The 13,661-nt window shown below is 48.7% G+C and carries 12 protein-coding genes; 8 read left to right on the top strand and 4 right to left on the bottom strand.

The genetic code is table 11. The annotated features are described in order from the left end of the window. Window positions 1-28 precede the first annotated feature (28 nt). Window positions 29-901 (top strand): endonuclease/exonuclease/phosphatase family protein, encoded by an 873-nt coding sequence (locus tag OLMES_RS22580; protein WP_087463330.1) that lies wholly within the window; start codon window positions 29-31, stop codon window positions 899-901. 58 nt (window positions 902-959) lie between these two features. Here the strand turns inward: OLMES_RS22580 and rpmG are convergent, their stop codons facing one another. The 3 genes from rpmG to radC all read right to left on the bottom strand — a co-directional run bounded on the left by rpmG (window position 960) and on the right by radC (window position 2,249). Further along, the gene (gene rpmG / locus OLMES_RS22575; RefSeq protein ID WP_087463329.1) at window positions 960-1,115 is read right to left on the bottom strand and encodes a 50S ribosomal protein L33; all 156 of its coding nucleotides are present in this window, start codon (window positions 1,113-1,115) and stop codon (window positions 960-962) included. An 11-nt stretch (window positions 1,116-1,126) separates the two neighbouring features. Next, complete coding sequence (rpmB, locus tag OLMES_RS22570) at window positions 1,127-1,363, bottom strand: 50S ribosomal protein L28 (RefSeq protein WP_087463328.1); 237 nt, start codon at window positions 1,361-1,363, stop codon at window positions 1,127-1,129. Window positions 1,364-1,574: 211 nt separating this feature from the next. After that, the gene (gene radC / locus OLMES_RS22565; RefSeq protein WP_087463327.1) at window positions 1,575-2,249 is read right to left on the bottom strand and encodes a RadC family protein; all 675 of its coding nucleotides are present in this window, start codon (window positions 2,247-2,249) and stop codon (window positions 1,575-1,577) included. 270 nt (window positions 2,250-2,519) lie between these two features. Here radC and coaBC point away from each other — a divergent pair, with 270 nt between their 5' ends. The 4 genes from coaBC (at window position 2,520) to argB (ending at window position 8,141) form a co-directional block, all read left to right on the top strand. Continuing rightward, entirely contained in the window at window positions 2,520-3,782 is a 1,263-nt protein-coding gene (coaBC, locus tag OLMES_RS22560; protein WP_087463326.1) for a bifunctional phosphopantothenoylcysteine decarboxylase/phosphopantothenate--cysteine ligase CoaBC, read from the top strand. Between the two features lie 81 nt (window positions 3,783-3,863). Beyond that, the gene (dut, locus tag OLMES_RS22555; protein WP_087463325.1) at window positions 3,864-4,319 is read left to right on the top strand and encodes a dUTP diphosphatase; all 456 of its coding nucleotides are present in this window, start codon (window positions 3,864-3,866) and stop codon (window positions 4,317-4,319) included. Window positions 4,320-4,504: 185 nt separating this feature from the next. Then, a complete protein-coding gene (locus OLMES_RS28965) occupies window positions 4,505-7,177 on the top strand; it encodes a phosphomannomutase/phosphoglucomutase (protein WP_332454914.1) in 2,673 nt (890 codons plus the stop codon). Window positions 7,178-7,241: 64 nt separating this feature from the next. Next, on the top strand, window positions 7,242-8,141 hold the full coding sequence (argB, locus tag OLMES_RS22545; protein ID WP_087463323.1) for an acetylglutamate kinase: 900 nt from the start codon (window positions 7,242-7,244) through the stop codon (window positions 8,139-8,141). An 11-nt stretch (window positions 8,142-8,152) separates the two neighbouring features. Here argB and OLMES_RS22540 read toward each other — a convergent pair whose 3' ends face one another. Further along, on the bottom strand, window positions 8,153-9,193 hold the full coding sequence (locus OLMES_RS22540; protein WP_087463322.1) for a GGDEF domain-containing protein: 1,041 nt from the start codon (window positions 9,191-9,193) through the stop codon (window positions 8,153-8,155). Window positions 9,194-9,592: 399 nt separating this feature from the next. Between OLMES_RS22540 and OLMES_RS22535 the strand changes: the two genes are divergently transcribed. The 3 genes from OLMES_RS22535 (at window position 9,593) to argA (ending at window position 13,636) form a co-directional block, all read left to right on the top strand. Beyond that, window positions 9,593-10,918 (top strand): hypothetical protein, encoded by a 1,326-nt coding sequence (locus tag OLMES_RS22535; RefSeq protein ID WP_087463321.1) that lies wholly within the window; start codon window positions 9,593-9,595, stop codon window positions 10,916-10,918. Window positions 10,919-10,997: 79 nt separating this feature from the next. Next, entirely contained in the window at window positions 10,998-12,161 is a 1,164-nt protein-coding gene (gene argE / locus OLMES_RS22530) for an acetylornithine deacetylase (protein ID WP_087464625.1), read from the top strand. Window positions 12,162-12,205: 44 nt separating this feature from the next. Further along, entirely contained in the window at window positions 12,206-13,636 is a 1,431-nt protein-coding gene (argA, locus tag OLMES_RS22525) for an amino-acid N-acetyltransferase (protein WP_232465181.1), read from the top strand. The last annotated feature ends 25 nt before the right edge of the window (window positions 13,637-13,661 follow it).

The raw sequence follows: 13,661 nt of genomic DNA, 5'->3' as shown, positions 1-13,661 counted from the left end.
GTTGCGTGAGGCTTTTGAGTTTTTTGAGATGTATGAGAAATTGAAGCAGAAGTTGAGCCAAGTGGCGGAAACGCTAGCAGGGTCAGCCGGTCGGGAAGCTCCGTTAGCGGGGTTTCCGCTTTATCATGACCGGGAATCGGAGTTATCCAGTCACAATCATATTCGCTTGCTGACCTTCAATATTCAGGTTGGAATATCGACCTCTGCGTATCGCCACTATGTAACCCGAAGTTGGCAGCACGTGTTGCCTCACTCCCGCCGGATCGAAAACCTCGATAAAATCGCAATTCTACTACGGCAATTCGACGTGGTCGCATTGCAAGAGGTGGATGGTGGCAGTTTGCGCAGTGGGTTTGTGAATCAGGTCAAGTATCTTGCAGAGTCGGGTGGTTTTCCATACTGGCATCAGCAGCTTAATCGAAATCTTGGGCGAATTGCCCAACACAGCAATGGTTTGCTCAGCCGATTCAAGCCGTTGGAGATCGAAGAGCACCGTCTGCCGGGATTGATTCCGGGGCGAGGGGCGATTCTGGTCAAATATGGGAATCCGGAAAATCCATTGGTGCTGGTTGTGATGCACTTGTCGCTCGGGGAGAAGGCACAGCAAACACAGTTAGGTTACATTGCGGACCTGATTTCACACTATCAGCATGTGGTGCTAATGGGGGATATGAATAACCATGCGGAAAAACTGCTTGAGGGCACACCGTTACGACATGCAGATCTGGTGCCTTTACCGGGTACTGTAAATACTTTTCCCAGCTGGCGTCCTGAGAAGGCGCTAGATCATATTATGGTTAGTTCTTCGCTGCAGGTGCGTCGGGCGGGGGTTGTTGCGTTTCCGGTTTCGGATCATCTGCCCATTGCGATGGATGTGCTAATACCCGAGGATTGTTGTTAAGTTGAGGCAACAAAAAACCCGGCAAGCCGGGTTTTTCGGTTGGAAGCCGAAAGAAGGTTTACTTGATTTTGGCTTCTTTGTAGATCACGTGCTTGCGAACAACCGGATCAAACTTTTTGATTTCCATTTTTTCTGGCATGGTACGCTTGTTTTTGGTCGTCGTGTAGAAGTGACCTGTACCCGCAGAAGATACTAATCTGATTTTATCTCTCATCTCTTATCTCCTTACACTTTCTCGCCACGGCTACGAAGATCGGACAGTACCTGCTCGATCCCCTTCTTATCAATGATACGCATACCTTTGGTAGATACACGCAGTTTTACAAAGCGTTTTTCACCTTCAACCCAAAAACGGTGTGTTTGCAGGTTGGGAAGAAAGCGACGCTTGGTTTTGTTGTTTGCGTGAGAAACGTTATTTCCAGTTACTGGTTTTTTTCCAGTAACCTGACAAACTTTAGACATTTTTAACCTCGCCTCCAACCGTTGCGTTGGCTAATTCATTACGTATTAATTCTGGCCCGGGGTTCTATAGTGAACCGCTTCTGTCGCCTCGGAATTTTGACCGCAGCGTCGGGGGCCCCTAAACAAAGAGCGCAACTTTATACCAGAAAGACCTTGGAATAGCAAAAAAATGTGCATTTTTTTAGCGATTCTCCCTGAAATCGAACTGGATTTAGCAATATCCTCGTTCTGCAAGAGAAACCATTTGGGTTTGGGCAATAATAATGTGATCGAGTACACGAATTTCCAGCAAAGCGAGTGCAGACTTTAACCGCTCGGTAATTTCAATATCGGCACGGCTGGGTTCCGGATTGCCGGAGGGATGATTGTGTACCAGTATGACCGATTTGGCAGATGCTTCCAGTGCGCGGACAGCCACTTCTCTGGGATAGACCGCTGCAGAATCCAGGGTACCGGAAAACAGTTCTTCGAATTCGATAATTTGATTCTGGGTATTGAGATACAGACAACCGAATACCTCAACTCGCAGTGCCCGAAAATGCTGGATCAGAAATTTTCGGACTTTATCGGGAGAGGTCAGGGCGTCGGGTTGACGGACTTCCTCCAGCAAATAGCGCCGTGACATTTCAAGTACGGCCTGTAGTTGAGCGAATTTCGCTGTGCCGAGACCATGGCCACGACAAAATTCGGTTTGGGAGGCAGTTAATAGATTTCCGAGGCTACCGAACTGGTTGATGAGTTCCTGAGCGACTTGTACTGCGGATTTCCCGCTGACTCCGGTTCTTAGAAAAATCGCAAGCAATTCGCTATCAGACAGGCTATTTGGGCCTTGTTGCAATAGTTTTTCTCGCGGACGCTGTTGTTCCGGCCAATTTCGAATCGACATTCCCTATCCTTAATCTAGTATCTTCGTCCATGTTCGGCCTCTATTTTAAAAATCGTACGCACCACGTCAATTATTTGGTTCGAATTAATTGCTTTGTGGATTCGAGTGATAATTGAGGTGAAGGGTTTTACGATTCGTCCGGGCTGAAATTTATCGGCTTGGATGCTATCTTAGCGGGATATTCACGGATCGCTTTCTGTGCCGGTGCTTTATACCCTTAGAGAGTCAGAGCTGTGGACCATTATTCGTCGATTCATAGAGAAAACGACCATGCAAGGGAAAAAAATTGTTGTTGGTGTGACTGGCGGAATTGCAGCCTATAAATCTGCAGAGCTGGTGCGCAATTTGGTTAAGCTGGGGGCGCAGGTTCAGGTTGTAATGACGGAGGGTGCCCTGGCATTTATTCAGCCTATGACATTCCAGGCGTTATCGGGCAGGCCTGTTCGCTCCAGTTTGCTTGATGCGGAAGCTGAGGCCGGTATGGGTCATATTGAGTTGGCCAAATGGGCTGACCTGGTCTTGATTGCGCCCGCTACGGCAAACTTCATCGCTCGATACAGTCACGGATTGGCCGATGATTTACTCACAACACTCTGTCTTGCGACTTCGGCTCAGGTGGTACTCGTGCCTGCGATGAACCAGGCGATGTGGAAGCACGCAGCGACACAACGAAATATCGGGCTGATTGCGGAGCTTGGGACCGCATTGGTCTGGGGGCCAGATGAGGGCGCGCAAGCATGTGGTGATACAGGTCCTGGCCGTATGTTGGAACCGGAAGTCATCACGGATAAAACTGTCAAGCTATGCTCAGGACAATTGACCCCGAAGCAGAGTGCAGAGCCAGTGGGTACGAAGCTTATCGGTAAACATGTTGTGTTAACGGCGGGGCCGACTCGGGAAGCTCTCGACCCGGTTCGTTTCATCAGCAACCACAGTTCCGGAAAAATGGGTTATGCATTAGCTGAAGCCGCTGCTGCGGCGGGCGCTAAAGTGACCTTGATCTCCGGTCCTGTGCACTTGGCTTGTCCGGCAGGTGTTAGCCGGGTTGGTGTTAGCTCTGCGCAACAAATGTATGATGCCGTGATGTCTGCGGTACAAAAACAATGTGATATCTTTATCGCGACAGCGGCTGTTGCTGATTATCGACCTGAATCCGTCGCGGATCAGAAAATCAAAAAGAACAATGACGAAATGATCGTACGATTGACCCGTAATCCGGATATTGTTGCCGCTGTTGCCGCCTTACCGGAGAAACCGTTTACTGTTGGCTTTGCCGCAGAAACGAATGATGTCCTGAACTATGCGAAAGGGAAGCTTGCCCGTAAAAACCTCGACATGATTGTTGCCAACGACGTTTCCGATTTAAGTATTGGCTTCAATAGTGACAGTAATCGGGTCAGTGTGCTTTGGAAGGACGGGCAACATGATTTTGGCAAGCGCCCTAAAACCCAATTGGCTCAAGACTTGATCGATTTCATTGCGGATATTGACGGGCGGCATTTGGGGGCTATCGGTCAATCGGTATTGAAATAACCGGGAAGTCGCCGGTTCATTAGTCACAATAAAACCTGGCCTGACCGACAGGCATTAATTGATACAGTATTTAGAGGTACTATGAAACAACTTCAAGTTAAGATTCTCGATAGTCGAATCGGGCAGGAAATCCCGCTTCCTGAATATGCTACCGATGGTTCTGCCGGTTTGGATTTGCGTGCATGTCTCGAACAGGATGTGGAGCTGGCACCGGGAGAGACGTTGCTGGTACCTACCGGGCTGGCAATTTATATTGGCGATCCGGGCTATGCTGCCATGTTATTACCGCGTTCTGGATTGGGCCACAAACACGGGATCGTGCTGGGGAATCTGGTGGGTTTGATTGACTCCGATTATCAGGGACAGTTGATGGTGTCTTGCTGGAATCGAGGTGATACCGCATTTGAATTGAAAGTCGGTGAACGCATCGCGCAAATGGTCATTGTCCCAGTACTTCAGACGGAACTTGAAATCGTCAAGGAGTTTGAAACGACGGATCGGGGGCAGGGTGGCTTTGGTTCAACCGGACGACACTGATTGCCGAACGGTACAAGGGATTTCAAAAAAGGGGGAGCGCCCTCTTTTTCACTTTTCTGTGTAAGCAGCCTGATTCTTCACTACACTTGATCAGATAGATTAATCTTCAGGTGGTCTGGCCATCTGGGGCGAGGATCATGCCCGGACCCGTGACGGCCAGGGCTCAACAGTAAAGCGCAGGTATTATGCTCAGGAAAAAAGATCAGGCTGAAACAGCCAATGCAAAGGATGTCAAAAAAGGAAAAACCGGCAAAAAGGGAAAAGCGCCTCAATCAACAACTGAAGATGCGAAACATGCGAATGTTAACGCTTATCTGATTAAAATGATTGTCAGTGCCGTGTTGGGCTTTGCTGCATGCGTATCGCTCCTCGAATTTCTGGTTATTCAACCTACTGAGCAGGCTAGCGCGGCGACGATCAATCAGCGCTCCACCGATCTTTTGGTCAACAGTATTAATCAAAATGTCAAATTGCTCCGGTCGCAAGTTAAAGAAGCCTCGGAAACTCAGCTGATCAAGAATTCTACCGCTCAAGGTGCGAATGAAATCGCGGTCACTTCGGATTTAAGCCAGATCATTCCGTTTGCAGAGAAAGTTTATCTGTTTCCCAAAGGGGGGATAACCCGTAAAGCCGGGGATGGTACCCGATTGGGGTTTGCCAATCTGGATCTGTTGCGGCGTACGGAAAAGGGCGAAGATACACACCCTGAGGCTTTTCTGCTGGAAAATACCTGGAAGCTTCAGATTTCCTCCCCGGTTGCCCTTTCGTCCGGTGAACTCATCGGCACGCTTCTGGTGGTATTCAATCCTTCAATCTTCTCGGATTTGGTTGCAAACGTTAAAGGTGGGGTACACCTGTTGCAACGGCGCGGTGATAAAGAGTCTGCTTTTTTAACATCGGGGCAGCTATCAGAAGTCGTCGTCAACAAGAATACCTCTGTTCCGGGCTGGGTTCTGCAGTATAGCCCGGAAGAGCAACTGCAAATAATTGATCGTACCATGCTCTATTTGAGTTTTGTGATCGGGACGGTTGTTTCCATTTTACTGCTCTCTCTGTTGTGGAATGATTTTATACGCAAATTGCGCAAAGACTTGATCGCCATGACAGCACACATTTCTCAAAATTTGGAAGGCAGCAATAAAAAGCGGCTGGTGGTTCAGTTTGGCCTGATTTATTCTGTTGCGAATAAACTGGAATTGCTGACCCGTGGTCAAACCAAAAAAGCCTCCCCGCCGGCTGCCGATGCCCCCTCACAATCCACAGCGCCAGCCCAGTCGGATGAGGCGAAAACATCCTTGGAGAAAACAACCCCGGAAACCACTGGAGATATTGGAGTCGATCTGATCGCCGATGATGAGGATGTTCTGGGGATGTCCAGTTCGGAAACCGTTCTGGAAGAAGATAGCGATGGCGCTTTGTTTGATGGGGTTGATCTTGATGACCTTTCTGAACTGGATGGTGTTGATCTGCAGGAAACCCAGCAAATTGCCATCGCACCGGAAATTTTCCGAGCCTATGATATCCGGGGTATTGTTGGCGAGACACTGACCTCTGACGTCATAACCTACATCGGCCGGGCAATCGGTAGTGAAGCAATCAAGCGGGGGCTGGATCAGGTTTGTGTTGGTTACGATGGTCGGGCCTCCAGTCCTGATTTTGCACAGTCGCTTATCGCGGGTCTTACTGATACCGGGTGCAACGTGATCAGCGTAGGTCTGGTTCCGACACCGGTTCTTTATTTTGCGGCTCACACACTGTCTGGCGGATCGGGGGTGATGATCACCGGTAGTCATAATCCGCCCCAGTATAACGGGATAAAAACCATGTTAGGGGGCGAAACACTTGCTGAAGACGCTATCCAGCGCTTGTACGCCCGAATTACCCATCAGGAGTTTGTTCAGGGCTCTGGCACGGTAAGTGAGCAGGACGTCCAGCGAGAGTATGTTGATACCATATTGAATGATATCGCCGTTGCAGCACCGTTGAGGGTTGTCGTGGATGCCGGAAACGGTGTGGCAGGGAATTTGGCGCCGATGCTGCTCGAGGAACTCGGGTGTGAAGTGGTGCCTTTGCATTGTGAAGTGGATGGTAATTTCCCGAATCATCATCCGGATCCCAGTCGCCCGGAAAATCTTGCAGATCTAATCGCTGCGGTAGAGTCTGAAGCTGCAGACCTGGGAATCGCTTTCGATGGTGATGGTGATCGCATCGGCGTAGTAACCAATGAAGGAAAAATTATCTGGCCGGATCGCCTGCTCATGCTCTTTGCAAAAGATGTTGTCTCACGTAACCCCGGCGCAGACATTATTTTTGATGTGAAGTGTTCCAGGCGTTTGATCAATCTGGTTGGCGAGTATGGCGGGCGACCGATTATGTGGAAAACGGGCCATTCTCTGATTAAAGCTAAAATGGCGGAAACCGGTGCGTTGTTAGCGGGTGAAATGTCCGGCCATATTTTCTTCAAAGAGCGTTGGTTCGGTTTTGATGACGGGCTTTATAGTGCGGCCCGATTGCTGGAGATTCTGGGACTGGACGAACGGGATTGTCATGAGGTATTCGATGCCTTCCCGGAGGATGTGAGTACACCGGAAATCAACGTTGCGGTCGCGGAAGACAAGAAATTTGCTATTGTCGAGAAACTTAGTCAAAGTAATCACTTTGGCGAAGGCAGTGTATCGACCATTGATGGTGTCCGTGTCGATTACCCGGATGGTTGGGGGCTGTGTCGGGCGTCAAATACGAGTCCGGTTCTGGTGCTGCGGTTTGAGGCTGATTCGGATGATGCTTTGCAACGCATCATCGCGCTATTCAAGAACCTGCTGAGCCAGATTGATAGTACTCTGGAACTGAATTTTTAATACCGGCTCTGGTTAAATGTTAGAGCGGGCTTGAGAAACTATGCGAAGTTGGAAAGAGAAGGAAATGACCCTAGATCGAGAATCGGCCATTCAGGTCGCCTCTGTACTCAGCAAGGCTTTACCCTATATACAACGGTTTTCCGGGAAAACCATTGTGATTAAATATGGTGGTAATGCCATGGAAAATGAAGAGCTCAAGAATAGTTTTGCCCGGGACGTGGTCTTGATGAAACTGGTGGGAATCAATCCTATCATTGTTCACGGTGGTGGCCCGCAAATTGGTGAACTGCTGGACAAGCTGAGTATACCCACCCGATTTGTAGACGGTATGCGAGTAACCGATAGCGCGACCATGGATGTGGTGGAAATGGTTTTAGGCGGATTGGTCAACAAAGACATTGTTGCATTGATCAATCGGAATGGCGGAACGGCCCTGGGTTTGACCGGTAAAGACGGTAACTTTATCAAAGCCCGTAAGCTTGAAATCAAGGATTCGATGCCGGAGATGCGTAAATCCGAGATTATCGATATCGGTCATGTCGGTGAAGTCGAGAAAATTCGTAAAAGCGTGATCACAATGTTGACCAATAGCAATGTGATTCCCGTTATTGCGCCTATTGGCGTCGATGAGAATGGTGTCTCCTATAATATTAACGCTGATCTCGTCGCCGGCAAGGTTGCAGAAGAGCTGGATGCGGAAAAGTTAATTTTGTTGACCAATATTGCCGGATTACAGGACAAGGGCGGAAATATTCTGACGGGACTCAATGGTGAGCAAGTCGAGGGGCTCATTGAGGATGGCACAATTTATGGCGGGATGTTACCCAAAATACGTTGTGCGCTGGATGCGGTAAACAACGGTGTGACAAGTGCCCACATCATTGATGGTCGAGTCGCCCATGCCACCCTATTGGAGATATTTACCGATGAAGGCGTCGGTACATTGATAACCAATAAGCCTTAATCATCGTTACGTTAGAAAACGGTGCTGATAGATTTCTCACCGATAACCTGGTTACGGCCCTGCCGTTTTGCCGCATAAAGGCACTCGTCGGCTCTGTGTACCAGGTTGTCCGTTGATTCGGTTCCCCTGAACCGGGCTACACCTATGGAAATCGTTATCGAGCCCAGGGTTTTGTTATCCTGGCTGTCCGTAAGGTTTTGCTTGGCGATCCGTTGACGCACTTTTTCGGCGATAATCAGGGCATCATCGTATTCTGTTTCAGGTAGAATGACGGCGAATTCCTCCCCTCCGAATCGGGCAACCGTATCTTTGCCTTTGAAATGCTTTTTGATGATAGTCGCAACGAACTTCAGCACTTTGTCGCCCGTCAAGTGGCCATGTTCATCATTGAAATTCTTGAAGTGATCGATATCCAGAATCAAAAGGGAGAGTGGCAAGTGATTGCGATGACAGTGGGTGCAGGCGTTTATCAATTCGTCATCAAAAAAACGGCGATTGGCCACTTTGGTCAAACCGTCCGTGGTTGCCGTCATATTCAGTTTTTCCACTTCACCTTTGAGGGACTGAATTTCTTCTGCCATCTTTTGCAGACTGCTCTGCATGTCCCGGGTGCGTTGTTCCTGTTCTTTGGTCTGGTTAACCAGTTCGGTTACCAGAAATCGGATGCTGTCTACATCGTCCGCGGATTCAATATTCTCGGAAAAACGCTCCAGAACTTCACCGTATCCGGCGAGTCCATCGCTACTGCTGGAAAATTGCTGCAGCAAATCGTTAATGATCTTCCTGACTTCGGTACGAATCGAGTCGACTGCAGAGAGGCTGTTTCCTTCAATGTGTTTTTGATAGAGCGATGAATTGATTTTCCCCGAGAAATCAGCGCCTTTTTTAATCAGCGAATCAATTTCTTTACGCAGCGCTCCATTGTTGCCTGCGATATATTCATACCAGACAGCATAGTTTTGCGGCGTCGTCGGGATATTGCGTTTGCTCATTTCTGGCAAAGCAAGTTTGAGATAATGGATCGCCTGGGTTAGTTCGCCTTGTGATTTCATTGGCCAAATCGGTTTGATCTAATTGGAATTCTGTTGTTTCGAAACTTCACAAGCGCAGATATCTGTCTCAAGTGCTGGTTCGGTTTTATTTGCCGAGACTGTTTTAATTATTATAGGTTCGATTTCAATTATTATAGGTTCAATCTCAATTATTATGAGTGTAAACCGGCTTTTCGCCGACTTTAGCACAAAATCTCGTTGCGTTAGCGCAGTCCTTGATAATAATAGTTAAAAATACGTACAAAGTAGTATTTTATTAAAAAAATTATCCCTATATTGCGGTCTTTCGACAGGTTTCGAGATCATTGGCACCAGCGGTTGTATACTTGAAAGCATACGTGTTATACAGACCCTAAAGTTTTGCTCAACTCCACGACAATTAAGGCAATAAATAACAACATGGGCTTTCTTAAAAAGTTATTCGCGACACTCATACTGGCCGCCATTGTAGTATTTGGGGCGTTTAAAGGTGGGATGTGGTACCTGGTATCCCAGCAGCTCAATCAAATGAAAGAAGCATTCACACCCTACGGTGTGATCAATTGGAAGTGGATATCAACGTCGTTTGATGGCGATATTGTGGTTGAGCGCCTCTCGATTAATTCGTTTGCACTGAAAAACGAAATTGTGGTTCAACGCCTCCAGTTGCAGTTCGACGGTATCAAACCAATGCTTGAATTTGCATGGGGGGTACATCAGGGCTGGTATCCCGATGAGCTGACTATCAACGCGGAGCATGTGGTTTTACAGTTGTCACCGAGTTCGTTTAATTCGCTGCTACCGAATGATGCCCGTTTTTCCGCTTTTTCGCCTTTCCGCCTTTATGACTGTGGGGATAACGAATACCTCACGGGTCGTCAGCTACAAGCAATGGGGTACGAAAAGCTGGACTACAATGTCAGGCTTAATTATGTTTACGCACCCGCTGAAGGAGCCTTGTCTGCTCGCTTGAACGTCGAGGGGGCGGGCATGGGACGAGGTTTACTTGATGTCGTCCTTGACTATGATGCGGATCGCGTACGGCCGACAACATTGTTCGCAGGCTGGCCGAGCCTGAAAAAGGCATCGCTTAACGTTAAAGATGAGGGGTATTTCCGACGCATCGGGTTCTATTGCAGTCGCATCAGTAATGCCAGTGAACAGGAATTTGTTGCGGGCTATTTACAGAATCGTCTTGCCGCCTTACAGGAAAACGGGGTTTACCTTTCCCCTGTTTTTGCCGATGCCTGGAAACAGTATATGACACAAGGAAAAGCCCTGGCTGTAGGTGCGAGTCCTACCCAATCGTTTTCCCTGGATGACTGGAATGATACAGAAATGCCTTTGGGCGAAAAAACAGCTGAAATTCTTGAGCACGTTAAAATCCAGTTACTCCTGGGTGGACAACCTTTAGGGGCAGAGCTCATCCGGATCGACCGAGACCAGTTAAACCAGCTTGATTTCACGCCGGAGGCGCTTGAGCAAATGCGCCAGGAAGCCTTAGCTCGCCAGGCCGAAGCATCGAAAACCGTATACGTCGCGAAATACAGAGGGGTTCCGGTTGAAAATATGGATAATTACGCTAATCGTCCCGTTAAGTTGCAGTTGGATGATGGCCGCCTGGTTGAAGGCGTGCTGGTCGCCATCGAGGAGTTTCGAGTGGAAGTGGAGAGCCAGGTTAAAGGCGGAACTGTTTCTTATTTCATTGAGAAGAAACAAATCGAATCTGCCGAGATATATTATTGAGCCAAAGTGACATCATATTTGACTAACCTCTTTTAAGAAAGCTAATAGAACCAAGAGAGCCAAGAGAGAGCCCGTGCTGATGCAAAAAATACCGAATCTGCCAACCATGTTGTCAGAGTTGATTGCCCGTCCTTCCGTTAGCTGTTCTTCGCCACAATGGGATCAAAGCAATGAATCAGTCATCCTGTTATTGGCGGAATGGCTGGAGCGGCTTGGATTTCGGGTTGCGGTTACTGCAGTTCCAGGATTTCCGGGAAAGTTTAATCTCCAGGCTGATATTGGGCCGGTAAACGATAACAGCGTTCGTCGAGGATTGGTGCTATCCGGCCACAGTGACACGGTACCCTGCGATACATCACTTTGGCAGACAGATCCGTTCAAAATGGTCGAACGGGATGGGCGTTACTATGGCTTGGGCAGTTGCGATATGAAAGGTTTTTTTCCGATCGTATTGAGTGCGCTGGAGCGCGTTGAGCTGGGTAATTTGCAGCACCCTTTGACCGTATTGGCGACGGCTGATGAAGAAAGCTCCATGTGTGGTGCCCGTTCGTTCAAGCACCAGGATTTTCCTTTTGCCCGGGCTGCAATTATTGGTGAACCGACGAATTTACAACCAATCCGGATGCACAAAGGCATTATGATGGAGGCTATTCGACTCGTTGGCCAAAGTGGGCATTCTTCTAATCCTGAATTGGGTAATAATGCATTGGATTGCATGCACAGCGTGTTGGGTGCGTTGTTGACCTACCGGCGTGAGATGCAGGCGAAGTATCGCGATTCGGGGTTCGAGGTTTCCGTTCCGACTTTGAATCTCGGTCATATCCACGGTGGTGACAACCCTAACAGGATCTGTGGTGCTTGTGAATTACAGTTTGATTTGCGCCCGTTACCGGGTATGAAACTGGATGATTTGCGTCAGGAAATCCATGATCTGGTGCAACCTATTGCCGAACGTGACGGGATTCGATTTACCATGGACTCCTTGTTTCCCGGCGTAGATGCATTTGAAACCCGTGCTGATGCGGAAATTGTCCAATTGTGTGAACAATATACTGCCCGTGCCGCGGGGAGTGTGGCGTTTGCAACTGAAGGACCCTTTCTTCAAGCAATGGGGCTGGAAACGGTAATTTTAGGTGCAGGGTCAATCGATCAGGCACACCAGCCAAATGAATATTTGTCTCTTGATCAACTCAATCCGGCAATATCTACGATTGAGAAGTTGATTCATCACTATTGTTTTTGATGTTTTCTCCCAGGGCGGGCAGGTCTAATCGAGGTACATAGACGTTGAGTAGTTCGGAAAGAGAGAGTGCGGGTATCAGCAGTCGTTCCCGTTTTGAGCATACAGCCGAAGATTCGGGTAACCCAAAAAGAAACGCTGACCTGAGTGTGGAGAATCAAAACTGGATCAGGTGGTTTCGCCAGACTTCACCCTATATCAATGCTAACCGGGGTAAACGGCTAGTTATCGCACTAAGTGGCGATGCATTAGATCACGAAAACCTGATTGATATTGTTCATGATGTGGCAATGCTGAACAGTCTCGGCGTTAAGATCGTGCTGGTTTTTGGTGCCCGCCCGCAAATCAACCGGGCACTTCATCAGGCTGGAATTGATGACCAAGTCTGTGGCAAGCTCCGGGTTACTTCAGCCCGCGCAATGCCTCATGTGTTACAGGCCGCAGGTGGCTTGCGTTGTCAGCTTGAAGCGTTACTTTCCGCAGGAATGGCCAATTCGCCCATGCATGGTGCCAGTATCAAGGTGATCAGTGGTAATTTTGTCATGTCCCGCCCGGTGGGTGTATTAGACGGTGTAGATTATGGATTCACAGGGCGTGTGCGTAAAGTTGATGCCCATGCGATTCAGCAGTTTCTCGATCAACAAGCAATCGTACTCCTGCCATCCATCGGCTATTCGTTAACGGGAGAGGCTTTCAATCTCAGCTATGAGGATGTCGCCGCGTCAGTTGCCAGCGCAATTGGAGCCCATAAACTGATCATGTTTTCCGAACAGGGCGGTATTCTTGATGGCAATGGTGACCTGATTCGGGAGCTTTCTCTGGCCCGCGCGCAACGGTTATTAGCCCAGGTTGAAGGTGTGTCTCCACAAGATGCACTTGACCCGGAGTGTCGGGATTTACTGGCGTTTATCTGTACGGCATGTCATCAGGGCGTCGATCGTTCCTATGTTTTGAGTTTCCAGCATGAAGGGGCACTATTGCAGGAAATGTTCACGCGTGACGGGTTGGGAACCATGATCTCCGCCCAGGACTATGAACAAATCCGGCCGGCCAAACTAACGGATATCGGCGGCATCAGCGAGTTACTCCGGCCGCTTGAAGAGCAGGGTATATTGATCCGGCGCTCGAGAGAACTGCTGGAAATGGAAATTGACAAGTTCACCGTTGATGAGCGTGATGGCGGTATCATTGGTTGTGCCGCGCTGTATCCATATCCATCGGAAAGGATCGGTGAGCTGGCTTGTTTTGCTGTATCTTCACGCTATCGACGCCACGGGCGTGGTGATACCCTGCTACAGATTATTGAAGACAAAGCGCGAAGATTGAAACTGAACCGAATATTTGCATTGACCACGCAAACAGAACACTGGTTCCGGGAGCGTGGTTTTGTGCCTGCGAGCATCAATGAACTGCCTGAGTCCAAGCGGGCGGCGTACAACAATCAGCGAAATTCCAAATTGTTTATCAAAATGCTGTGATGAGCTGTGTTCAAGTGTGGTAACG

It is taken from the genome of Oleiphilus messinensis (genome assembly GCF_002162375.1).
Classification (GTDB): Bacteria; Pseudomonadota; Gammaproteobacteria; order Pseudomonadales; family Oleiphilaceae; genus Oleiphilus; species Oleiphilus messinensis.
This window is presented reverse-complemented; position numbering and strand designations above follow the sequence as displayed.

Coding starts and splice junctions, on each gene's coding strand:
- OLMES_RS22535 (WP_087463321.1), top strand. CDS start 9,593: ATGGGCTTTCTTAAAAAGTTATTCGCGACACTCATACTGGCCGCCATT.
- argE (WP_087464625.1), top strand. CDS start 10,998: ATGCAAAAAATACCGAATCTGCCAACCATGTTGTCAGAGTTGATTGCC.
- radC (WP_087463327.1), bottom strand. CDS start 2,249: ATGTCGATTCGAAATTGGCCGGAACAACAGCGTCCGCGAGAAAAACTA.
- OLMES_RS22580 (WP_087463330.1), top strand. CDS start 29: ATGTATGAGAAATTGAAGCAGAAGTTGAGCCAAGTGGCGGAAACGCTA.
- rpmB (WP_087463328.1), bottom strand. CDS start 1,363: ATGTCTAAAGTTTGTCAGGTTACTGGAAAAAAACCAGTAACTGGAAAT.
- OLMES_RS28965 (WP_332454914.1), top strand. CDS start 4,505: ATGCTCAGGAAAAAAGATCAGGCTGAAACAGCCAATGCAAAGGATGTC.
- dut (WP_087463325.1), top strand. CDS start 3,864: ATGAAACAACTTCAAGTTAAGATTCTCGATAGTCGAATCGGGCAGGAA.
- OLMES_RS22540 (WP_087463322.1), bottom strand. CDS start 9,193: ATGAAATCACAAGGCGAACTAACCCAGGCGATCCATTATCTCAAACTT.
- rpmG (WP_087463329.1), bottom strand. CDS start 1,115: ATGAGAGATAAAATCAGATTAGTATCTTCTGCGGGTACAGGTCACTTC.
- coaBC (WP_087463326.1), top strand. CDS start 2,520: ATGCAAGGGAAAAAAATTGTTGTTGGTGTGACTGGCGGAATTGCAGCC.
- argB (WP_087463323.1), top strand. CDS start 7,242: ATGACCCTAGATCGAGAATCGGCCATTCAGGTCGCCTCTGTACTCAGC.